General features: G+C 41.0%; 26 protein-coding genes, 1 other RNA gene and 3 pseudogenes. 3 read left to right on the top strand and 27 right to left on the bottom strand.

The annotated features are described in order from the left end of the window. Positions 1-4: 4 nt before the first annotated feature. Entirely contained in the window at positions 5-916 is a 912-nt protein-coding gene (locus tag HT720_RS06800) for an Rpn family recombination-promoting nuclease/putative transposase (RefSeq protein WP_173275138.1), read from the top strand. 151 nt (positions 917-1,067) lie between these two features. Here HT720_RS06800 and HT720_RS06795 read toward each other — a convergent pair whose 3' ends face one another. The 17 genes and pseudogenes from HT720_RS06795 to tadA all read right to left on the bottom strand — a co-directional run bounded on the left by HT720_RS06795 (position 1,068) and on the right by tadA (position 15,999). Further along, entirely contained in the window at positions 1,068-2,618 is a 1,551-nt protein-coding gene (locus HT720_RS06795; protein ID WP_240156328.1) for an LPXTG cell wall anchor domain-containing protein, read from the bottom strand. Between the two features lie 128 nt (positions 2,619-2,746). Continuing rightward, a complete protein-coding gene (locus HT720_RS06790; RefSeq protein WP_173275135.1) occupies positions 2,747-4,117 on the bottom strand; it encodes a nucleoside triphosphate hydrolase in 1,371 nt (456 codons plus the stop codon). A gap of 36 nt (positions 4,118-4,153) precedes the next feature. Continuing rightward, on the bottom strand, positions 4,154-5,134 hold the full coding sequence (locus tag HT720_RS10370) for an N-acetylmuramoyl-L-alanine amidase family protein (protein ID WP_173275132.1): 981 nt from the start codon (positions 5,132-5,134) through the stop codon (positions 4,154-4,156). Positions 5,135-5,235: 101 nt separating this feature from the next. After that, positions 5,236-5,532, bottom strand: a pseudogene (locus HT720_RS10245) (hypothetical protein); the annotation flags it as partial. A gap of 1,020 nt (positions 5,533-6,552) precedes the next feature. Next, positions 6,553-6,981, bottom strand: a pseudogene (locus tag HT720_RS06775) (hypothetical protein); the annotation flags it as partial. A 7-nt stretch (positions 6,982-6,988) separates the two neighbouring features. Beyond that, the gene (locus HT720_RS06765; protein ID WP_173224594.1) at positions 6,989-7,951 is read right to left on the bottom strand and encodes an Rpn family recombination-promoting nuclease/putative transposase; all 963 of its coding nucleotides are present in this window, start codon (positions 7,949-7,951) and stop codon (positions 6,989-6,991) included. A 184-nt stretch (positions 7,952-8,135) separates the two neighbouring features. Continuing rightward, the gene (locus tag HT720_RS06760) at positions 8,136-8,300 is read right to left on the bottom strand and encodes a hypothetical protein (protein WP_004242079.1); all 165 of its coding nucleotides are present in this window, start codon (positions 8,298-8,300) and stop codon (positions 8,136-8,138) included. 107 nt (positions 8,301-8,407) lie between these two features. Next, complete coding sequence (locus HT720_RS06755) at positions 8,408-9,406, bottom strand: Abi family protein (protein ID WP_173275128.1); 999 nt, start codon at positions 9,404-9,406, stop codon at positions 8,408-8,410. A 122-nt stretch (positions 9,407-9,528) separates the two neighbouring features. After that, complete coding sequence (locus HT720_RS06750; RefSeq protein ID WP_173275125.1) at positions 9,529-10,368, bottom strand: Rpn family recombination-promoting nuclease/putative transposase; 840 nt, start codon at positions 10,366-10,368, stop codon at positions 9,529-9,531. A gap of 117 nt (positions 10,369-10,485) precedes the next feature. Next, positions 10,486-11,454, bottom strand: coding sequence for a ribose-phosphate diphosphokinase (locus tag HT720_RS06745; RefSeq protein WP_000010159.1), 969 nt, complete (start codon positions 11,452-11,454; stop codon positions 10,486-10,488). Positions 11,455-11,599: 145 nt separating this feature from the next. Then, complete coding sequence (locus tag HT720_RS06740) at positions 11,600-12,415, bottom strand: PrsW family glutamic-type intramembrane protease (protein WP_173275122.1); 816 nt, start codon at positions 12,413-12,415, stop codon at positions 11,600-11,602. 24 nt (positions 12,416-12,439) lie between these two features. After that, the gene (locus HT720_RS06735; RefSeq protein WP_004237611.1) at positions 12,440-12,937 is read right to left on the bottom strand and encodes a carbonic anhydrase; all 498 of its coding nucleotides are present in this window, start codon (positions 12,935-12,937) and stop codon (positions 12,440-12,442) included. Between the two features lie 72 nt (positions 12,938-13,009). Beyond that, entirely contained in the window at positions 13,010-14,374 is a 1,365-nt protein-coding gene (radA, locus tag HT720_RS06730; protein WP_135783528.1) for a DNA repair protein RadA, read from the bottom strand. A 10-nt stretch (positions 14,375-14,384) separates the two neighbouring features. Continuing rightward, positions 14,385-14,942 carry a histidine phosphatase family protein gene (locus tag HT720_RS06725; RefSeq protein ID WP_173275119.1) on the bottom strand — a complete coding sequence of 186 codons (558 nt, stop codon included), beginning with the start codon at positions 14,940-14,942 and terminating at the stop codon, positions 14,385-14,387. Continuing rightward, positions 14,902-15,345 (bottom strand): dUTP diphosphatase, encoded by a 444-nt coding sequence (locus HT720_RS06720; protein WP_173275117.1) that lies wholly within the window; start codon positions 15,343-15,345, stop codon positions 14,902-14,904. The genes HT720_RS06725 and HT720_RS06720 overlap by 41 nt, the downstream gene beginning before the upstream one ends. Positions 15,346-15,401: 56 nt before the next feature. Beyond that, an RNA gene (gene ffs / locus HT720_RS06715) (signal recognition particle sRNA small type) lies at positions 15,402-15,499 on the bottom strand. A 32-nt stretch (positions 15,500-15,531) separates the two neighbouring features. Then, the gene (tadA, locus tag HT720_RS06710; protein WP_001110112.1) at positions 15,532-15,999 is read right to left on the bottom strand and encodes a tRNA adenosine(34) deaminase TadA; all 468 of its coding nucleotides are present in this window, start codon (positions 15,997-15,999) and stop codon (positions 15,532-15,534) included. A gap of 278 nt (positions 16,000-16,277) precedes the next feature. On the opposite strand from tadA, the gene HT720_RS06705 reads away from it, so the two are divergent. Both HT720_RS06705 and HT720_RS06700 read left to right on the top strand, forming a co-directional pair. Then, positions 16,278-16,427 (top strand): hypothetical protein, encoded by a 150-nt coding sequence (locus HT720_RS06705; protein ID WP_001030862.1) that lies wholly within the window; start codon positions 16,278-16,280, stop codon positions 16,425-16,427. Between the two features lie 141 nt (positions 16,428-16,568). After that, a complete protein-coding gene (locus tag HT720_RS06700; protein ID WP_173275114.1) occupies positions 16,569-16,748 on the top strand; it encodes a hypothetical protein in 180 nt (59 codons plus the stop codon). A gap of 82 nt (positions 16,749-16,830) precedes the next feature. On the opposite strand, the gene HT720_RS06695 is transcribed toward HT720_RS06700, so the two are convergent. From HT720_RS06695 to HT720_RS10240, 10 genes and pseudogenes are all read right to left on the bottom strand, one after another. Beyond that, on the bottom strand, positions 16,831-17,787 hold the full coding sequence (locus tag HT720_RS06695; RefSeq protein ID WP_173275111.1) for an N-acetylmuramoyl-L-alanine amidase family protein: 957 nt from the start codon (positions 17,785-17,787) through the stop codon (positions 16,831-16,833). Positions 17,788-17,789: 2 nt separating this feature from the next. Then, positions 17,790-18,119 (bottom strand): phage holin, encoded by a 330-nt coding sequence (locus tag HT720_RS06690; RefSeq protein WP_173275108.1) that lies wholly within the window; start codon positions 18,117-18,119, stop codon positions 17,790-17,792. Between the two features lie 14 nt (positions 18,120-18,133). Then, a complete protein-coding gene (locus HT720_RS06685) occupies positions 18,134-19,003 on the bottom strand; it encodes a collagen-like protein (RefSeq protein WP_173275105.1) in 870 nt (289 codons plus the stop codon). Between the two features lie 5 nt (positions 19,004-19,008). Further along, on the bottom strand, positions 19,009-19,329 hold the full coding sequence (locus tag HT720_RS06680) for a hypothetical protein (RefSeq protein ID WP_107945002.1): 321 nt from the start codon (positions 19,327-19,329) through the stop codon (positions 19,009-19,011). A 6-nt stretch (positions 19,330-19,335) separates the two neighbouring features. Beyond that, a complete protein-coding gene (locus HT720_RS06675; protein ID WP_173275102.1) occupies positions 19,336-19,812 on the bottom strand; it encodes a hypothetical protein in 477 nt (158 codons plus the stop codon). 15 nt (positions 19,813-19,827) lie between these two features. Further along, entirely contained in the window at positions 19,828-20,106 is a 279-nt protein-coding gene (locus HT720_RS06670) for a hypothetical protein (RefSeq protein ID WP_000134981.1), read from the bottom strand. Positions 20,107-20,116: 10 nt separating this feature from the next. Beyond that, positions 20,117-20,269 carry a hypothetical protein gene (locus HT720_RS06665; protein WP_000036642.1) on the bottom strand — a complete coding sequence of 51 codons (153 nt, stop codon included), beginning with the start codon at positions 20,267-20,269 and terminating at the stop codon, positions 20,117-20,119. Beyond that, positions 20,262-20,852 (bottom strand): hypothetical protein, encoded by a 591-nt coding sequence (locus tag HT720_RS06660; protein WP_173275100.1) that lies wholly within the window; start codon positions 20,850-20,852, stop codon positions 20,262-20,264. Before HT720_RS06660 ends, HT720_RS06665 begins: the two co-directional genes overlap by 8 nt. Further along, positions 20,849-21,055, bottom strand: a complete 207-nt coding sequence (locus HT720_RS06655) for a hypothetical protein (RefSeq protein WP_173249838.1) — start codon at positions 21,053-21,055, stop codon at positions 20,849-20,851. Before HT720_RS06655 ends, HT720_RS06660 begins: the two co-directional genes overlap by 4 nt. Beyond that, positions 21,048-21,959, bottom strand: a pseudogene (locus HT720_RS10240) (tail fiber domain-containing protein); the annotation flags it as partial. The pseudogene HT720_RS10240 and the gene HT720_RS06655, both read right to left, overlap by 8 nt. Positions 21,960-22,012: the final 53 nt, after the last annotated feature.

Genomic DNA, 22,012 nt, shown 5'->3' with positions numbered 1-22,012 from the left:
AAATATGACTTTACGTCATCCGGGCATCAGCCCAACCAATGATTTGGTAGCTAAAAAAATCTTTAGCAATCCAGAAATCACTTGTCAATTTATTCGCGATATGCTGGACTTACCAGCAAAAAATGTAACTATTTTGGAGGGAAGTAATATTCATGTCTTGCCTTCTCTGCCCTATTCAGCACAAGATTTCTATACAAGTATTGATGTCTTGGCGGAGCTAGACAATGGCACTCAGGTAATTATTGAGATTCAGGTACATCATCAGAATTTTTTCATCAATCGCCTGTGGGCTTACCTGTGTAGTCAGGTCAATCAAAATCTTGAAAAAATTCGCCAACGTGAAGGTGATACCCACCAGAGTTACAAACATATCGCACCTGTTTACGCAATAGCTATTGTGGATAGTAATTATTTCCAAGATGATCTAGCTTTCCACAGTTTTAGCATGCGAGAAGATACGACGGGTGAAGTCTTAACCATCACCAATAATGGACAAGAAAACCATCTAGTCAAGATGGCGTTCTTAGAACTAAAAAAATATAGAGAAACCAGCAAGGACGAGGTTCGTAAACCGTGGTTGGAGTTTTTCGGGAACAAACCCTTTACCCAAGAACCAGAGCGAGCCATCAGCCAAGCAGACCAACTGCTGGACTACAAGAGCTGGTCCGAGGAGGACAGGAAAATGTTTAGTCAACTACGTATGCGTGAAGAACAAGCCTTGTTAGCACAGGACTATGCCTTGGAAACTGCTAGGGCTGAAGGTCTTGAACAGGGACTGGAGCGTGGGAAAGTTGAAGGAAGGGAAGAAGGGAAACTTTTTGCCTTCTTAGACATGGTTCGCCAACATGTTCTAACTTCCGAATTTGCGAGTGAGCAATTGGGCATGACTGTCGCTGAGTTTGAAGCATTGTTATAAGATTATACAATCACTAATAACATAAAAGCGAACAAGAATGAAATATTGTCTTGTTCACTTTTTATTTTCTACTATCCAACAAAGCCCTCACGCGATTATATACCACAAAAAGAGAAGGCAACAAGTCCTTCTCTTTCATATTTTTAACTAATTAGTTTTTGCGTTTCACAAATGGAAGGGCACCAAGGAGCAAGCCTAGGAATCCTAATGATGCAATTGCAGCATTATCTTTGCCACCAGTGTTTGGAAGTTCTTTCTTATCTTCTGCTTTTGCAGCTGGTGCTTGATAAGTGTTGTCTTGACTAGTACCTGCTACAGCTGGAGCTGTCGGTGCTGGTGTTTCAGCTGTTGGTGCAGCTGGAGTATCTGCTCCAGGAGCTGGTGTTGCAGGTGTTTCATTTGCTGGTGTAGATGGTGTTGTTGAACCTGGTGTAACAGATGGTCTGTTAATAATATAGCGATCACCTGGATACTCCCCACCATTTGCCTGATGGTCTAGGTTACTGTTACCTGAATCAGAACCAGTTACCTTATAGATATGTCTTAAAATACCATCTTTTGTATATGAAACTCCTGTATAAGTGTATCCAGGGATATTTCTAGGTGCATGTGTACCTAACTCACCTTCTGCAATTGGGTTTTCTCCTGTTTCGTCAAAGAAACCAGTTACTGGACCTTCGTATGGGTTAACTTCATTTACCGCTGGTTTTACACCATTTAAAGCAATATCAAGTTCTTCTTCTAATGCTGTAGTATCTTTTCCATCAGCTTTATCTTTTGCAATTTGACGACGTAGTACACGAACTTCTTCTACTTCACGGTCTGCTACATATGAATAATAATCTTCATCTGCTTGTTCTAATGCAGCTTTAGCTTCTTCTGCTTCTTTTTCTGCTTGTTTTAATGTTTCTTCTGCATCTTTTAATGCTGCTTCAGCTTTTTCTAAATCAGCTCTTGCTGCTTCTCTATATTGATCAGCTTGTTCACCGTCAGCATCTTTATAGCTTGCTAATTCTTTTTCAAATTTTGCTTTAGCTTCTTTTGCAGCTGCTAATTCATCTTGAGCTGCTTTCACATTTTCTTTAGCTGCTTCTACAGCTGCTTTAGCTTCTTCTCTGTTAGATTCAGCTTCTTTTTCATCATGTTTAGCTGCAGCTAATCTTTCTTCTGCATCTTTAACATCTGTATTTTCTTCATCTAAACGTTTGTTGATTTTATCTTGAGCATCAGCGTCAATTCCACCGTTCAATGGTTTAACTTCTGTTACTTCACCTGATTCGTTACGAACTAATTCAGCACCTGGAGCAGGTTTTGCATCTTTAACTTCTTTAGGAGCATAGTTTGCACCATATTTTCCTGGTTCTGCTTCATCTGATTCTGTCTTGCTAGCTTCTGCTAAGTCTTTTAGCACTTCTTCAGGTGTAATCTCTTTATCATCAATAGCTTTTAATAAATCATCTTTACCGATAGCTGCTTTAGCTGCTAAAATTGCTGCTTCTTTATCAGTAATTTTATCATTTTTATTAATAGCTTCTTCAGCTTGTTTTTCTAAATCTGTGAAGTAATCAGCAACATCTTCCTTAGTCAAAGGAGATGAAGCCATTTCTTCAGCTTTCACAACTGATGGGTTTGAAGCAAGGAAACCTGCTCCCAGAACGGCAACGCTAGCCAAGCTAGCAGTGAAAAGTTTTTTCTTGTCCATAAAGTATTTACCACCTTTAATATCCTTTTTGCTATCATTATAGCATTTTCTTTCGGAAAAATCAAGAAATAACCTCCTTATTGACAAAAAAATAAGAGGAATTTCCCCTTATTTCTTTATTATATTCCTTACACCCACTCACCATTGGCATTTACCGTGTAACCATCGATAGTTGTGTTCACAGCCAAAGCTCCTGATGAATATGAGTAATACCATTTACCACTAACTTGGTACCAACCTGTCTTCATAGCGCCTGAGCCAGCAAGATAATACCATGTACCACCTTGCTTGAGCCAACCTGTTTGCATAGCACCTGAGCTGTTGAGGTAGTACCATGTGCCACCTTGGTTCAACCAACCTGTCTGCATAGCACCTGAACCATTGAGATAATACCATACCCCATCAATTTTTTGCCAACCTGTCTTCATTACACCAGAAGCATCCAAGTAGTACCATGAGCCATCTTTAACCCAACCTGTCTTCATGTTATCTTCCGCATCATAATAGTACCACTTACCATCAATTTTATTCCAACCTGGCTTGCTACTAGCACGATCCGCTAAACGATAAGTCACACCGTCAATAGTGACAGAACCTGTTTTACGTTCACCTTCTGGAGTAAGGTAATGATAAGCACCATCACTATCTTTTACGAGACCAACTTTACGTTCGCCATCATTTGTAATATAGTACCATTTCTTATTTGCATCTTGAACGAGACCTGTTTTACGGCTACCGTCTGCCAATAAATAATACCACTTCTTCTCAATCTGTTGAAGACCTGTTTGTTGAATCCCCTCTTTAACGTAGTAAATCTTCTCACCTTTTGCAATGATCGTAGTTGGTTTAGAACCATCATCAGTAATATAGTAATCCTTACCACCTTCATTGACCCAACCAGTTTTCTTCACACCATCTTCATCAAAGTAGTAGCGTTTATCTTTGAGTTCGAGGATTCCTGTTTTCATGACTCCTTTGTCATCAAAATAATAGATTTTTCCATCAACTTCTTGCCAGCCTGTAGCTAAATTATTATTAATATAAAGCTGAGGTTTCCCATCAACAGTTAACCATTTGTACTCAGTTTTTTGGTTAGTTGATGAGTTAGTATTAGAAGAATCTACACGATCCGTGTTATTTCTACCAGTACTATTGGTATTAACATATGTGTTATCGTTTGAAGCTGGAGGTGTTGCACCAGCGTTTAAAGAAAACTCATGTACCCAAATGCCTCCATCTGAATAACTTTTTTTATAAGTTAAACCTGTCTCCTCTCCTGGTTCATCTGAGTATCCCTCAGTATATTTGAAGGTTAATGGAATATTAGATTTATCTCTATATCTCCATTGTGTACTACGGAAGTTTTCTGGATTAGGATTTTCTGTTGTATTCTGACTAGCATAGACTGTTAGTTCATCTGAAATTGAAGCTAATAAAGTACTAGCACCAAGTAATGTTACCCCTGCAGCTCCCACTGCTAAAATATGTTTTGCTTTCATTTTTTTACCTCTTTATCACTTATTCCGTGTATAATGTTACACCCACTCACCATTTGCATTTAGAGTGTAGCCGTCAATCGTTGTATTTACTGCAAGAGCGCCTGAACTATAGGCATAATACCACTTGCCACCTGCTTGGAACCAACCAGTCACCAGAGCACCAGAAGTATTTAGATAGTACCAAACACCATCTACTTTTGTCCAACCAGTAGCCATTGCACCGTCGGAGTAGAGATAGTACCACTTACCACCTTGATTTAACCAGCCAGTCTGCATAGAGCCAGCGCTATTGAGATAGTACCATTTACCAGAGATAAACTTCCAACCTGTTTGCATACTGCCATCTGCCGCTAGGTAATACCAGCTGCCGTCACTGACCCAGCCAGTTTTCTTCACGCCATCTTGATCAAAGAAATACCACTTATCAGCGATATATTGCCAACCTGTAAGTTTCTCTTCCACTTTTTCAGTTCCAGTAACACTATCGTCTTTTACAAACCAATGCTTACGAACTCCTTGGTCAATCTTAGTTTCTACAAAACGATAACCTTTAAATGTACCATGTTCAACTTCTTCAGCTTTTTTGGTAGCATTAGCAGGAAGAAAAGCTTTTAATTCTCTACTAGTTCCATCTGATTCCATTACCAACCAAGAAGTCCCTTTAACTGTATCTTTAAATGGCTTTACAATATCAGGCTTTGCAGAAAGACCATCTACTTTATCTCCTGTAACAGTCACTGCTGGCTTAAAGTAATGCTTTAATACCGTTCCATCTATTGAAGAAGTATCAAATTGATATCCTGAAAAAGTACCTGGAGAAGCGGTTTCAGGTTTTGATGAATCATAAGTTTGAGCACCTCTTAAAACCTTTTCCTTCCCATCTTCCTGTTTTGTGACCCAAACAACTGTCTTATACACATTCGTTTCCGAAGCCTTTACAGCAGTTGCTTTTGCACCAAGAAGAGCAGCACTTGCCAAAGTAGCACCTAATAAAACGTTTATCACTTTTGATTTCATTGGAAACCTCCTATTATTTTTAACTATTATAATACTTATACAAAATAAATGCAAGAAAAAACAGGAGATAACTCTCCTGTTTTATATTTCATGTATTAGGATTATACCCACTCACCGTTTGCGTTTACGTTGTAACCGTCAACAGTTGTATTTACTGAAAGGGCACCTGAACCATTCACATGGTACCATTTACCAGCAACTTCAAACCATTGGCTAGCTTTCATAGCACCTGTTGCTTCAAGGAAGTACCAAGTTCCACCATCTTTCAACCAACCAGTTTGCATAGCACCTGATTTGTTTAGGTAGTACCAAGTTCCGTTAACGTTTACCCAACCAGTTTGCATTACACCTTTATCGTTTAGGTAGTACCAGTTGCCATCAACTTGTTTCCAACCTGTAACAGCTGTAGCGTTTTCGAAGTATTTCCATCCTTCAGCTGTGTTAGCCCAACCATATTGAGCAGCTGAAGTTTGATTACCAATTTTTGCAGCACGATCGTCAAGTTTGTATGGCAACTCGATTGTTCCGTTAGTGTACAATACTTTACCATATGCATTTACATCTTCAACTGTTAACTCTCCTACTAATTCAACTGCTTCTTTAAAGTCAGTAGCTGTCTTAGCAACACGGTATTGAAGTACTTCACCAGCTTTGAAGACTGTTGGAAGTTCAGCATCACCTGCTGCATTAGTTTTAACAGTAAAGTATTCTGGTTTCTTTTCACCTGAAGCTGGTTTCAAGAAGAAGTCTACTTCTACGTTTGGAACTGGACGTCCACCACCATCAACAACAGTTACACGAACATGACGGTCGAAACCATGTGCTGCATCACGGTCGTAACGGATGTATTTAGCTCCAATTGCAAATCCATAACCAAAACGGTCATGAGCTGTACCTTGGAAGTATACATCTCCACCTTTTTGAGTTGAACCATATCTTACTGAACCATCTGGATTATAATTTCCAAACGATTCTGCTGAAGTAGCTGAAACAGCTTGTACAGCACCAAATGCTGCAAGAGCGACTGCGCTTGTCAATAAAACTTTTTTCATCGTTTTATCTCCTTTGTTTTCTTTAAAATATTTTTTCGTAAGACTATCTTACTACCATACAGTATATAAATATTTGCAGGATTTGTCAAGGGTTTTCATCAACTTTTTACCTATTTTTTTCAAAAAAGGTGAAAAAACGTCTTTGTGAGATGAAATACCCTTCAAATACCGTATCTCCCAAGTGAAAATCTCACAAATTTCTTAAACCCTGAGTCAAACCTCACATATCTAATCCACATCAATAGTTGGATAGAACTCACTTCTATGGTATTATCCTATAACCCCTTCCAAATGTCAAGCAAAAATGGCAAGTATTTTGGAAATAACTCGCCATTTCATTAACTTTCTACTATTTAAAATGTGACCTCATAGCAAGGACTCAAACTCAGTAACTGACATGCCCAACTGTTCACTCGCAAATTCAGAGGTTAAAACATGTTGGCGTACTAAATCTAGAAAGGTAAAGATTTTCCCACGCTCCAGTCCCTGTTCAACGCCTTCTGCTCGTCCTTGTTCAAGACCCTCTGCACGACCACGTTCAAGACCTCGCTCTAAACCTTTTTCGATTCCTTCCGCTCTAGCTGTTTCCAAGGCATAGTCATGAGCGAGTAAGGCTTGTTCTTCACGCCTGCGTTGTTCACTAAACATTCTCCTGTCCTCCTCGGACCAGCTCTTGTAGTCCAGCAGTTGGTCTGCTTGGCTGATGGCTCGCTCGGGTTCTTGGGTAAAGGGCTTGTTGCCGAAAAACTCCAACCATGGCTTGCGAACCTCATCTTTGCTGGTTTCTCTATATTTTTAGGTCTTATTTATGATGGTCTTTCAATAGTTCTTCAAACTCAGCCACGGTCATGCCTAATTGCTCACTCGCAACCTCAGGTGTTAGAAGACCTTGACGTACTAGATTTACTAAACCTACTTTTAATCCCTCTTCTCGCCCTTTTTCAATACCCTCTGCACGGCCACGTTCAAGTCCTTGTTCAATACCACGCTCCAGTCCCTGTTCAATACCTTCCGCCCTAGCTGTTTCCAAGGCATAGTCATGAGCGAGTAAGGCTTGTTCTTCACGCCTGCGTTGTTCACTAAACATTTTCCTATCCTCCTCGGACCAGCTTTTATAGTCTAGCAGTTGGTCTGCTTGGCTTATGGCTCGCTCAGGTTGTTGGGTAAAGGGCTTGTTACCGAAAAACTCCAACCATGGCTTGCGAACCTCGTCTTTGCTGGTTTCTCTATATTTTTTTAGTTCTAAGAACGCCATCTTAACTAAATGGTTTTCTTGTCCATTATTGGTGATGGTTAATATCTCACCTGTCGTGTCCTCTCGCATACTAAAACTGTGAAAGGCTAAATCATCTTGAAAATAATTACTGTCAACGATAGCAATAGCGTATACTGGTGCTATGTGTTTATAACTTTGGTGAGTGTTTCCTTCTTGTTGGCGAATTTTTTCGAGATTTTGATTGACCTGACTACACAGATACGCCCACAGGCGATTGATGAAAAAATTCTGATGATGAACTTGAATTTCAATGATAACCTGTGTTCCATTGTCCAACTCCGCCAAGACGTCTATACTGGTATAGAAATCCTGAGCCGAGTAAGGCAGGGAAGGCAAGACATGAATGTTACTTCCCTCCAAAATGGTCACATTTTTAGCTGGCAAGTCCAGCATATCGCGAATAAATTGACAAGTGATTTCTGGGTTGCTAAAGATTTTCTTAGCAACCAAATCATTAGTTGGGCTAATGCCCGGATGACGTAAGGTCATATTTCTTCTCCTTTCATTATAGCACATTTTTAAATCTAGGTTTACTAGATTCTCTGGCTCTATCTATTTATTCGGAAAAGAGACGAAAAAAAATAAAAGTTATTAAAATTATTGTTTATCCTTAATTTTGTCTGTATTAAAAAAGGTTTCGACACCTAATTTTTAAAATTAAAGCACACTGAATCTAGGAACGATTTGAATCATCTTGACCTGCTCTTGGTATTCTTGACTGAGTTTCCAAATCTTCTTTACAGACGGAAAGAGCATCATCGTGTTCCTTGATGATTCTGATTTTCTCACCTTGTTCAGCTATTACATCGTCCGCTATAGCGATTCCAAAATCTCGCATCTTATCCTTCATTCATCTTGGTAATCAACTTCTTAATGTTTGGTTTCTCATCTGGATTGTCAAAGATTCTCTGAATAATAGCTTGAGCAAATAAATCATTCCTTAGTTCAACCAATCCACAATATATCTTTCCAATTGCTTGGCAAACCAATCTTACTAGATAATATGATATTTGACTTTTCCATCAACTGTGCCTCTAAACTCATTAAAAAATCGTTCCAATCTTGAACAAAAGAATGTGAATGATGTTGTATAAGATTTTTCATAGCTAAAAGATAAGCAAATAAATCGTTATTATGGGTCTTTTTCTTTTTAGTCTCTGCATTCTTGTTTATTTGACGCAAATCAGCTGAAAAGAAACTTGGACTTGCTATTGTAAAATTTTGACCATATAGTCTTAAATGATGTGCTGTCCTATTTCTCATATACCATGTAGCTGAAACCCAGCCAAATAATTTACTCCGGATTTCTTCTCCATGAATTTTAGAATTTACCACACCAGTTGATAAAAATGTAGTATCTATCCAATACTCCCGGTACTCTTTTTTCAGTGCACTTATAAAACGAGTTGTTTCCCCAAAAGTCATCTCTTGAAAAAGAACCCAAATTGGAAATTTAGAACCTTTATTTTTGATATGATGCTGTATTGAAAGACTTTGATTCTCTGATAAATGTTTTTCTATAATTGAAATAAATTCGTGATATAATTCAGAGTTTTCATAAATAGTTTCATCCAAGTAACACTCACCTTTTTGATATTTTCCATTATATTGCTGACAAAGCGATTCAATAAAAGTTGATTTTATAAACTGCTCTAATCTACCAGAAAATATAAACAGAAACTGTGACAACCAGTCATTAAATTCATACAATGAAATCGCTGCTTGAAATTTTCCTTTATGAAGATTATCTGGAACCTGTTTAATAAAAGCAGAAAACGAATAGTAATTATGGCAACGTAAAAAATTTTTGGAATCTAGTTCCTCTTCAGGTGACATATCTAGCTTATCTGAAAGATAACTTACCAAATCTTCAAGAGGTAAAAATGCTTTCATTTCTCTCTTTAAATCTCTTGACAAAGAAATACTATTATCAGTTGTGTACATCATTAACCTTCTAAATTTATAAAAAAATGACTCCAGTTGCTATGAAACAGGGAGCAAAAGGAGTGCTTGTATCTAAATACTATACTATTCTATAAAAAAAGTCAAGTCAACTTGATATTTTTTCAATTTGTGTCTAATTGTTCACTCGCAAATTCGGAAGATAAAGCATGTTGGCGTACTAAATCTAGAAAGGCAAAAAATTTCCCTTCCTCCCTAGCAGTTTCCAAGGCATAGTCGTGTGCTAACAAGGCTTGTTCTTCACGCCTGCGTTGTTCACTAAACATTTTCCTATCCTCCTCGGACCAGCTCTTGTAGTCCAGCAGTTGGTCTGCTTGGCTGATGGCTCGCTCGGGGTGCTGGGTAAAGGGTTTATTCCCGAAAAACTCCAACCATGGTTTACGAACCTCGTCTTTGCTGGTTTCTCTGTATTTTTTTAATTCCAAGAATGCCATCTTGACTAGATGGTTTTCTTGTCCGTTGTTTGTGATGGTTAAGACCTCACCTGTCGTGTCCTCTCGCATACTAAAACTGTGAAAGTCTAAATCATCTTGAAAATAATTACTGTCCACGATAGCAATAGCGTATACTGGTGCGATGTGTTTATAACTTTGGTGAGTGTTTCCTTCTTGTTGGCGAATTTTTTCGAGATTTTGATTGACCTGACTACACAGATACGCCCACAGGCGATTGACGAAAAAATTCTGATGATGCACCTGAATCTCAATGATAACCTGTGTCCCATTGTCTAGTTCAGCTAAAACGTCTATGCTGGTATAGAAATCCTGAGCCGAGTAGGGCAGGGAAGGCAAGACATGAATATTGCTCCCCTCCAAAATAGTCACATTTTTTGCTGGCAAGTCCAGCATATCGCGAATAAATTGACAAGTGATTTCTGGATTGCTGAAAATTTTCTTAGCAACCAAATCATTGGTCGGGCTAATGCCCGGATGTCTGAGAATCATTCTTTCTCTCCTTTCATTATAGCACAGTTTTAAATCTAGGTTTACTAGATTTGATGCTTCTATCTATTTATTCGGAAAAAAGACGAAAAAACCTGAGAATCATCTCAGGCTTGGTCATTAAATTTTTTTCTCAATACCGAAAAGTGGAGAAAGTGGTCGTTTTTCATGAATACGTACGATAGCATCCCCTAGGAGATGAGCGATTGAAATCTGCTCAATCTTATCAATCAAACGCTCTTCTGGCAGATAGATGGTATCCAAAACAACCAATTTCTTAATAGCTGAATTTTGGATATTGTCCATAGCAGGACCAGAAAGAACTGGGTGCGTACAGCTTGCATAGACTTCAACAGCACCAGCTTCTGCCAAGGCATCTGCCGCGTGACAAATCGTTCCAGCTGTATCAATCATATCATCAATCAAGATACAAGTCTTACCTTCGACCTTACCGATGATGTTCATGACTTCACTAGTATTCATCTTATCAACACTACGACGTTTGTCAATGATAGCAATAGATGTTTTCAAAAATTCTGCCAACTTACGGGCACGAGTCACCCCTCCATGGTCTGGACTGACAACCACATAGTCAGAACCAACCATGCCACGACGCTCAAAATAATCCGCAATCAGAGGAGCCCCCATCAAATGATCCACAGGAATATCAAAGAATCCTTGAATCTGGGCAGCATGCAAGTCGATTGTCAATAAACGATCTACTCCAGCTACTTCAAGCATATTTGCAACAAGTTTTGAAGTGATTGGCTCACGCGCTCTCGCCTTTCTATCCTGACGTGCATACCCATAGTAAGGCATGACAACATTGACAGATTCTGCACTGGCACGCTTCAAAGCATCCACCATAATCAAAATTTCAAGCAGATTGTCATTTACAGGCGAGCTAGTTGATTGTAGGATAAAGACGTGTTTCCCACGGATTGATTCTTCGATGTTGACCTGAATCTCTCCATCTGAAAATTGGCGAACACTTGATTTCCCCAACTCTATCCCAATCTCCTGCGCCACACGTTCTGCCAATTCTTTATTAGAAGAAAGGGCAAACAGCTTTAAATCAGAAAAAGACATGATTTCCTCCGGTATATATGTATCGCTTGTGCTTTTCACAAGATTTTTCCATCTACCATTGTAGCGCTTTTTACACTATTTTTCAATCAAAAATAAAAGAAGGGCACCATATTTGTACCCTTGCATCATTCTTTTGAAAAATATTCTAGTTCATCAACCCATTGTGCTTCTCAACAAAGCAATAAGCCTGATAAAAACCATAAAGAGTAATAGCCGTAACCACTGGAATCGCTAATGGCAACTCTGTCTCCAACTCCACAAAAGGAGAGTTAAACAGGAAGTGAGTTCCCAAGGCTAAAGCTAGGAAAATAAGCCCCTCTTTCTTGCCAACCTTCTGCCCTTTATAGGCTCTGTAAAGCAAGTAAACACCTACTACAGCCAAACCTGAAAAAGTCCAGTGAGAGGCAATTCCTGAGATGATACGCTCTAAAATCCTCGAAATAGTAAAGTCAAAGCCCTCTGGCAAATCCGTACGAATATAGCTAATATCCTCAATCATTTGGAATCCCAAACCAGAAGCAATCCCAAGTAAAAACAAAGATTTTAATTTTCGCACAGGAATTAACACCAAAACAAAAACAAGTGGCAATAATTTCAAGGGCTCTTCTACCAAAGGAGCCACAATAGCACTTTCAAAGGCATTTAAAAATGTACTATCTGGGAAAAGAACGTCCAGTAAATCATGGATATAAGTATTAGCAAAGCTAGACAACCAACCTGAAAGGAACATCCCACCCAATAAAGACAAAATCAAGGCCTTCTTTGGCAATTCCCATTTTTTCCCAATGCGGAAAAGGAAATAAAGAGCCGGAATCATATAAAAGAGAGCTAGAAAGATAGAAACTCCCATTAGTCCATATTCCGCAGCTGACATCGAACCGTCCGTATAGTAGATGGTTTCATACTGCAAACCAATACATAGCAATAAAATAAAAATAAATAAAATACTGTTTTTCTTCATACACTTTCTTTCTAAATGAATTTTTTACAATTCTACGACTGTCATACTTCCTGTATCCACATCGTAAATGGCACCAGAGATAATGACATCGTCTGGTATTAGGGGAGACTCGATAAGCAATTGCATGTCCTCACGTACACTCTCCTCTATATCTTGGAAAGGCAAGAAGTCCTGGTCTGACACATCGACACCTAGTTCCTCTTTCAGATACTCCTGAAAAGGTCCATTTTCAAAGGTCTGAGCACCACAGTCGGTATGGTGCAATACCACAATCTCTCTTGTCCCCATTTGTTGCTGGGAAATAACTAGCGAACGAATCATGTCCTCGGTCACCCGACCACCTGCATTCCGCAAGATATGAGCATCCCCAAGTGCCAAGCCCAGAGCTTGCGCAACGTGCAAACGAGAGTCCATACAGGTCACAATAGCCACTCTTGTTTTGGGTTTAAGTGGCAGATTTAACTGCCCATGTAGGGCAACATAAGCCTGATTGGCTTGCATAAACTGTTCAAAATACGACACGATTCCCTCCTTGAAAATTTGATAGTCAAATATTTCTCCTATCTTATCATTTTTAAGAGGATTTGTCACGGATTATGCAAATACCTTTTTCAAAACTTCCTGAATCGTTGTCACCCCAATGACCTGAATTTCCTTGGGTGGAGTGATTCCTGTCAAGGAATTCTTAGGTACATAAATCTTAGTAAAGCCCAGTTTAGCAGCTTCATTGATGCGTTGCTCGATACGATTCACGCGCCGAATCTCTCCAGTCAAACCTAATTCTCCTACAAAACATTCCTGAGGATTAGTTGGCTTGTCCTTATAGCTCGAAGCAATAGCAACTGCAACGGCCAAGTCTATCGCAGGTTCATCCAATTTGACACCGCCAGCAGATTTGAGATAGGCATCCTGATTTTGCAAGAGAAGACCTGCCCGTTTTTCTAAAACAGCCATAATCAAGCTAGCACGGTTAAAATCAAGTCCTGTCGTCGTACGCTTGGCATTTCCAAACATGGTCGGTGTCACCAAAGCCTGCACTTCCGCCAAAATCGGACGCGTTCCTTCCATGGTCACAACGATTGATGAACCAGTTGCTCCATCCAAACGCTCTTCTAGGAAAACTTGACTCGGATTGAGTACCTCAACCAATCCGCCCGACTGCATCTCAAAAATCCCAATCTCATTAGTGGAGCCAAAACGGTTTTTAACCGCTCTCAGAATACGAAATGTATGGTGACGCTCCCCTTCAAAGTAAAGCACCGTATCCACCATATGCTCCAACATACGCGGACCAGCCAGAGTGCCCTCCTTGGTCACATGTCCTACGATAAAGATGGCAATATTATTAGTCTTGGCCAGCTGCATAAGTTCAGCCGTCACCTCACGCACCTGAGAAACAGACCCCTGCACCCCTGAAATCTCAGGAGACATAATGGTCTGGATAGAATCAATAATGAGGAAGTCTGGTTGGATGCGCTCCACCTCAGCTCGAACACTCTGCATATTGGTCTCTGCATAGAGATAAAACTCGCTATCAATATCACCCAAACGCTCTGCACGTAGTTTAATCTGCTGGGCAGACTCCTCCCCACTGACATAGAGAACAGTCCCAACTTGAGACAGCTGGGTTGAGACTTGTAGGAGAAGCGTTGATTTCCCAATCCCAGGATCCCCACCGATAAGAACGAGACTTCCCGGTACCACTCCTCCTCCAAGTACACGATTGAATTCCTCCATCTCCGTCTTGGTTCGATTGACATTGATAGAAGTCACCTCAGCCAGTTTCATGGGCTTGGTTTTCTCACCTGTCAAGGACACACGCGCATTCTTGACCTCGGCAACCTCAACCTCTTCTACAAAAGAAGACCAAGACCCACAGTTAGGGCAACGCCCCAGATATTTAGGGGAATTATACCCACAATTTTGACATACAAATGTCGCTTTTTTCTTTGCGATGATAAACCTCTTTCTATATCTCTAACTCACACTCAATCACTTGGCAAAAATCAATCTTCTCATTTGGCACAAACTGACGCATGAGCATTCGATGAGCAACAACTACCACAGTCTGATGTTCTCGATACTTAGACATACATTCTAAAAAACGAGACTTCATTTCCGTAGCTGTCTCATATTGAATAGGACTATTAGGAAGTAACTCCCCCTCATTTTCTAGAAACATAGTACGAGCTTTTTCACAATTATCTGTGCCACTTTCATAGACCTGCCATTCATGTAATAATGGCTCCACTCTCAAAGGAAGTCCCGTAGCACAAACTACATAAGAAGCCGTTTCTAAAGCTCTTGTGACTGCAGAAGATATGATTATTTCAGCTGAAAGGAGTAAAGGATTGGTGCTCAGTTCCTGAGCTTGCTGCCGTCCCTTCTCAGACAAGGGTGCCAAATCTATCCCAAATCCCGTATAAGAACGCTTCTCTAACTCACAATAATCTGGCTCCCCATGACGTACAAAGATAATCTTCATTCTAGTGCCCTGTCGATCCAAATCCACCAGTTCGAATGCCATCAGCTGCATCTCCATCTGCAATTAAGAAAGGAGCAAAGACAGCCTGGACAACACGTTCTCCAACTTCAAGAACAACTTCTTGATCTGTGATATTCTTCATCTGAGCAAAAATATGCCCTTCATTCCCAGGATTTCCATAATAATCCCCATCAATGACCCCAACTGAATTAATTAAAACCAAGCCCTTCTTACGAGGATTTGAAGAGCGATCATAAAGGTAAAGAACCTCAGTCGGCTGCATATAAGCCTTAACCCCTGTCGGAACCAAGACAATCTCTTCTGGAGCGATAACTGTGCGCACAGCAACCTTTAAGTCGTAACCAGCCGCATGCGCTGTCTCACGCTTGGGCAATAAATTTTCATCTGTATAACTCGAAACCAATTCAAAACCACGAATTTTCATCATCTTCTCTTTTCTATTATCATTTATTCTAGATTATTCTATCTTATTTATTCGCAAAAAGCACGAAAAAAAGAGCACACAATTCAAATCGCTTAGGGCTGCTGGATTCCTCCCCTGACCCGCTTCACGCAGAACTGTTGCTCCATTATTTATTATATCACATTCCTATTCATTTTAAAAGCAAAATTATTTTTTCCGTCTATTTCTAAAAAAATCCTGCATAATAGCTGCGCATTCATCTTCCAAAATTCCCGTTTCAACCTCCACACGATGATTGAGACGCTCATCTGTCAAGATATCGTACAGACTCCCAGCAGCGCCAAATTTCTGGTTTTTAGCCCCATAGACCACGTTTGGAATACGGGCAAGCCCAATCGCCCCACTACACATAACACACGGCTCAATGGTCACAAAAAGCGTGCAATCCAGCAAGCGCCAGCTCTCCTCACTCAAGTTCGCATTCTCTATGGCCATAATCTCCGCATGCATAACCGCTCGCTGCAGTTCCTCACGCGCATTATGCCCACGGCCAATGATTTCTCCGTCCTTGACAATCACACAACCAATTGGAATTTCATCGTGTTCAAGAGCAATCTCAGCCTCTCTCAAAGCTTCCCTCATAAAGACTTCTTTTTCTTCAACTGTATAATTCATCCGTTTCTCTTTTCCTACTTATCGACTTTATTATTATATCATGAATCCCAAGACAAAAAAAGCCACCGAATGCGGTGACTTTATAGGGAGATTATTATGAAAAAGGTAAAATAAAATCTTATTAAATCAATGCTTTTGGAGGGTGCCCCCTCCAACTCCCCGACCTCTGGACAAGGTCTATTTTTTTGAAAAAAATTTAAAAAACTTTCTCAAAACGCTTGACTTTCTCGGTATACCGTGATATAATATAATCAAGATAAGGAAAGGAGGTGAGAAAATTGAACAAAGAAGATTGGCTTAGGTTACTTGAAAAGGCGATAGATAATATCCCTGAAACGGTAACTGCTATCGCAAGTCTAGTGACTGCAATAACAGTTGCAAGGCAAAACAAAAAGCGTAAACCCAAATTCCGGCAAAAGAAAAGGTAAACGCTAAGAGGTGGGGGCGAAAGCCCCTCACACCTCTATTTTATCAAATGAAAAGAGGAAAAGCAATGGTTAGTGCAATAGCTATTTTTATAATTGCCATCAATGTATACATTTATCTAAAAAATAAAAAGGACAAATAATATGAGAAAAGTTATCCAAGAATTGTTAGACAGTTCGATGTCTACATCTGCTATTTCGCAAGGCGCTGGAGTTCCTTGGACTACTGTTTCTGACCTCAGAAAAGGAAAAACAAGCATGGATAAAATGGCGCTTCTAACGGCAGAAAAGCTCTATGAATTTGCTATAGCTGATAAGCAGTGATTTCGGTCACTGCTTTTATTATTGCAAACAAAAAAACCGCAAGCCTGAGCCTGCGGTTAGTGTAATCTATTTTGAAGCCTTTCTATTTAGTTGTAATCAAACCATCTGGCTCTACTGTGAACTCTGGCTTGTCTGCCAGTGTTCCATCTGGTTTGAGGTAGTACCAGCCTGTTCCGTCTGCGGACTGGACGAAGGCGTTTGATACCATGGCACCTTCTTTACCGTCTAAGTAGTACCAAGTCTCCTTGTACTTGACCCATCCTGTCTTCATAGCGCCCTCTGTGTCAAAATAATACCACTTATCAGCGATTTTCTTCCAGCCTGTCGCCATTTCACCTGACTGGTCAAAGTAGTACCAGTTGCCGTCAGTGTGCTGCTTCCAGCGGTCCGCAAGCATGTAGCCTGAGCCGTCGAAGTAATACCAAGTGCCGTTGATTTTCTCAAACTTATCTTTTGGATAAGAGCCGTCTGAGTGTACATACCAATAGCCTGTATCGTTCTTCTTCCAGCCTACTTCAATTGTCAAGCCACTTTCAATATCCTGCTTGAACTGTTCACGGCTAATGCCCCATTTGGCTAGATATGGATAAGGGTCAACGTGGTCTGAGTTGTTATTAGGTTGGTTATTGGTACAGTATTCATGCGTTTTGATACCTGCCAAGTCGTCTGTATCAAGCGTTTTAGGTAAACCTGCTTCATCAGCTAGATTGCGTAAGAGTTCGATATAGAGGCGGTAGTCAGCCATGAACTCTTCTTTAGTTGAATGGCTTTCAATCAATTCAACTGCTGCATAGGTCTCAGCATTCCAACCGCCACCAACGTCCCACATTCCCTTGTTTACAGGGCCTACTTGCATGACACGACCGTTACCAACGACATGAGAAAAGAACCCAAGTTCAGGGTTCTTTCTGTAGTGGTAGTCCGCCTCGTTCTGAGCTGTTGAGTTACGGTTGCCTGTTGAGTGGGCATGGACTTGTCGGTAAGGCTGTACCCCAACCTGTGGCAAGCCTGTACGTAGTCTGCTTGTATCGATATCCATACCTACTCCTTCCAAGCGTCATTCATCTGTTTCACGGCTGACTCAACAAAAGTATCCAAGTCCTTGTTGGTCATACTGATGTTATATTTGGTCAGCTCTGCACGGATTTTAGCACGAGCCTGTGCCAGTTTTTCATCTCCCTTGTAGCCAGTTTCAGCAGCTACCTGCTCAACGGCATTTACTGCGTTCTTGGCTAGGATTTCAGCGATGATAACCGCTTTCTCTCCACCTTTACGCAAAAGATAGTCTTTCACTGCTTTTACAATACCGCCTACTGCTACTGCTAAAAAGCCTGTCGCAAAGGCAATGATGAGTTCGTTAAATTGTGTCATATGTTGTTTCCTTTCTATTTTGGTTCATACACATCATAGATAGTATTGGGGTCTTTCGTTCTGATAGCTTCATATTGAGCCTTTGTACCAACCCAATATTTCAAGGCTTGCCCACCGTTTTGGTTGATGATGTTTTGGCCGGGCGCACCATCTGCTCCTCTAGGCCCTTGAATGCCCTGCAGTCCTTGTTGCCCTCTTTCGCCTTGGACACCCTGCGGACCACGTTCTCCTGCAGCGCCTCGTTCGCCATCGTTAACATTATCTAAATGGGTAAAAGCAGAGGCTCTCAATCCTCTATAATTCACTTCAATGCGGACTTCAAACCAGCCACCAGAGCGCTGAGTAGCGTTCCACTGACCAAATTTACCATTTGCATCAGGCGTTTGATTTCTCAAAACACCCCAGCTATTATTGCCAAAACCACGGTAGTAATAATCAAGAGTATAGCCACTCGTGACTGCTTCACCATCGTAGAATACATCCGCAAACAGATTCAATTGGCTAGTAGAGCCATTCTTATAAGAACCCTCAATACGAACGCTGGCATTTAAGCTATGCCCATTTTCCCCTTTTAAGCTTTCTCTCTGGCTGGAGGTCAGATTGTCAAATGACGGGCGATTTTCCAAGGCGGAAATCCTAGCCTTGATGGGGATATCATTGTACAACTCCCATTTTTGGGCATAAGTAGACAAGTCTTGGTGGGAGATCAAGTAGCCTTTCTCTTCCAGCTCCGCTTTTGTAACGAGGGTTTCTGGATTGACTCTCGGTCTACTCTCAAGAGAGTCCAGTCTTTCCTTAACCTCCCTATCCTTTAGCTCTGAGTCTTCTTTGATCGCCTTGACATCCCTACCAATAGCTGTTGCTAGATTTTCAAGGTTACTCATAGCTATCACGCTTTCGCTGCGTTGTAAGTCGCTACCAAGTCAACATTGGCAATCTGGTCTACACGTCCGCTGACTTCGGTAATTTTTCCAAGAAGTGCGCTATTTTCATCTTGTCCCATACTTGTGATTTTTTCCGCGATTTCTTTCAGTGTGTCAAGATTTTCAGGCGTTCCCTCACCCAAGATTTCAGCCTTAACTTCAGATTTAGCTTGGGCGATTGCCTGATTCATGGCAGACGTGCTGACTTTCGTTTTAAGCTCTTCGTTTACCTTTTTGTTATCTTCCCCCACTGCCTGCGCAAATGCTGTTAATTTTGTAGTATCCATTTTGTGTTACACCTTTCCTAAATTGTAATAAAAGAGCAGGTCTGGCAATTCCTGACCTGCTGGGCTCTCGCCTACAGTTCTACCTGCAAGCTGTTTTTCGACTTCTTTTGCAATATCCAGCTCTTTTAGAGCGTGGACTTCTTCAGTGACCAATTCCTTATCTGAGGCGACTATCTGGATATGGACAGATTTATCACTGGGGAAAACATAGCCTCCAGCCGTGATTTCCAAGCGATAACTCCCAATGGGCAAGATAGCGTCCAGATGAAAACTCACACCTTGACTGGTAACAGCTACCTGCTTCTTCCACTGGTAGCCCTCCTTGGTCAGACTGATCAGCGCCTGCTCCCCTTCCAGAGAGGAGATGACTTGGTAGTCTTCGTCTAAGAGGGCAAAACCAAAGGTAGAAGCCAAGTCCCCTTGCTTAATCAGGTGACCGCCGTCAATCTGTGCGAGATTGGTCATATTGAGATTACAGACCATTCTGCACCTCTTTCTTTACTGTTTACTTTGTATCAAGGTTTTCAGTTCTCTCACATCTTCACCTAGCGATTTGACCTGTTCAGCCAGCACCAGAATAGCCTTGTTTTGTTCGTCATGGTTATCCAGTCTTTTGTTAGCCGACATTCGAAATTCGCGTAAGTTCTCAATGTCTTTTTCTATAGCTGTCATGCGATTTTCCTGTTTGGTTGCCCTGTCCTTCATGGAAAAGTACAAGACAACCACAGGAATCAGAGAAAAGAGAAACCGAATCAATAAGTGCTCAATCTCTGTCATAAACACCTCGCTAGTTCGCCAAGTGGCTCAAACCACGTCGCTTCAATTCCTTGCGCACACGGTCTTTCCAGCGTTTATGTACCCACGAAAAGTCAACTGCTCCACGTTCCAGTAGGTTGATGTACATATCGATTTTTGCTTGATCTAGTGTAATCTTACTCATTGCTGCTACCTCCATTGTCTTCACTAGGGCTCTCTTGGTTTGTCGTTTCAGAAATGTCATCTTCTTTCTCGCTTTCTTTCTTATCTTCTACCGCTGGGGTTGGTTGTGTAGGCGCTTCTGCTACTGGTTGTTCAGTAGTTGGTTGCGCTGGTGCTGGTTCATCAGCTTGGTTTTCTGTGTCCGTAACCTGAGGGGCTTCCTCGTCTGCCTCCTCTTTCTCCACCCGGTCAGGCTCTCCTTGAACTTCCAGCTTTTCCAATCGTGCTAAGATATCCTCAATATCCTGAGCATTCTGGAGATTGACCTTCTGCATGCCATCCATGAGCTGGTTGGCTCTCTCCAGCGCTTCCGTTGTCTTAGCCAATTGTTCTTGGTTCTTGACAATGGCACTTGTTGGGTCAAGTTCCGTTCTAATAAAATCTAAAACAGCTTGAACCAAAACATCTTCATTATCATGCGTGCGATTGCCTGGCAATTCCACACGCTCATAGCTGTAGCGCCCAGGTTCTTCTTTCTCAATCGTTACGATTGTGACATTCTTCTCCCCCTTTAAAATCGGGCTTCCTGTTAATTTGTAAGTCATTTGTTAGTTCCTTTCATTTTTGCTTGCGTTTCGTCAAATAGTTCTTTTAGTGCTGGTTCATATTCCAGCACGGCTTTAAAGCCCTGTAATTCAGCTAAAGTCAGCGTATAACGTGCCTCTAAATGAGCACTACCCAATTCGCCTTCTGCCAAACGGTTAACGAGTAACTCAGCGACTAGCTTGTCGATTGTGTTATTATCCATGTGTGTTCTCCATTTCTTTGATTTTCTGGTCTAGTTCTTGGACAGCCTTCAGCAAGTAGGGTATGAATTTCGAATAGTTGATAGACAGATAAGATGTTACCTCATCTGTTTCAACTGCATGAGGGACTACCTCTTGTACTTCCTGCGCAATCAAACCAACCTCTTCATGTTTCTGGCTCTCGATAAAATCAAAAGAGACCATGTTCAATGCTTGGATTTTATCCAAGGCATTAACTGGACTCTCTTTAATATTTTCTTTCAAGCGCCTATCTGAACTCGAAGTGATACCAGCTTTTTCACGAAAAAGCCCAGTAGTAAGTTGGTTCCACCAAACGGTTCTATTCCTACCTCCAGCTGGATTGCCACCTTCTCCATAAATGTCCTTATTCCCCATTTCAATTCCGTTTTTGAAAAAAGGAGATTTTTCAAAATGCACTCCGCCATAAAAGTTAGCATTTGATGTTTGGGAAAAATCCGTTTTACCGTGAAAGTCTGCTCCGTTTCTGCAATACATATTCCCTGATGTTGTTACATACCAAGCATTAGGCCCAGGTCTATCCCAACTATAGCCCCAATTAGCCCAAAAAGCAGTATTCTCCCCATTATAACTTCCGCCTTCGCCGTTTCCCATACCAACTGAGAATTGGTTGATACCAGAAATCCAGCGACCTCTTCCTTGGTCAAAACGACCAATGGTGAAACCTCCAATTTCACCCTGATAGGCTTGTAGGAAGGTTGAGCTAGATACGACAGATTCAATCTTGGTTGTGAAGATTTCCTTAGATGTCAACTTGTCAATCAAGGCATCTCTAGCGGTCAGGTTCCGAATCAGGGCATCATCTACGCTGATTTTATCGCCTGTAATGGCGCCTGCTTGGATATGGTCAGCAGTGACAGAACCAGCGGCCATCTTCCTAGCTGTTACAGCACCATCTACCAACATATCGGACTGTACTC

This window comes from Streptococcus sp. 68 (assembly GCF_013277415.1).
GTDB lineage: Bacteria > Bacillota > Bacilli > Lactobacillales > Streptococcaceae > Streptococcus.
This window is presented reverse-complemented; position numbering and strand designations above follow the sequence as displayed.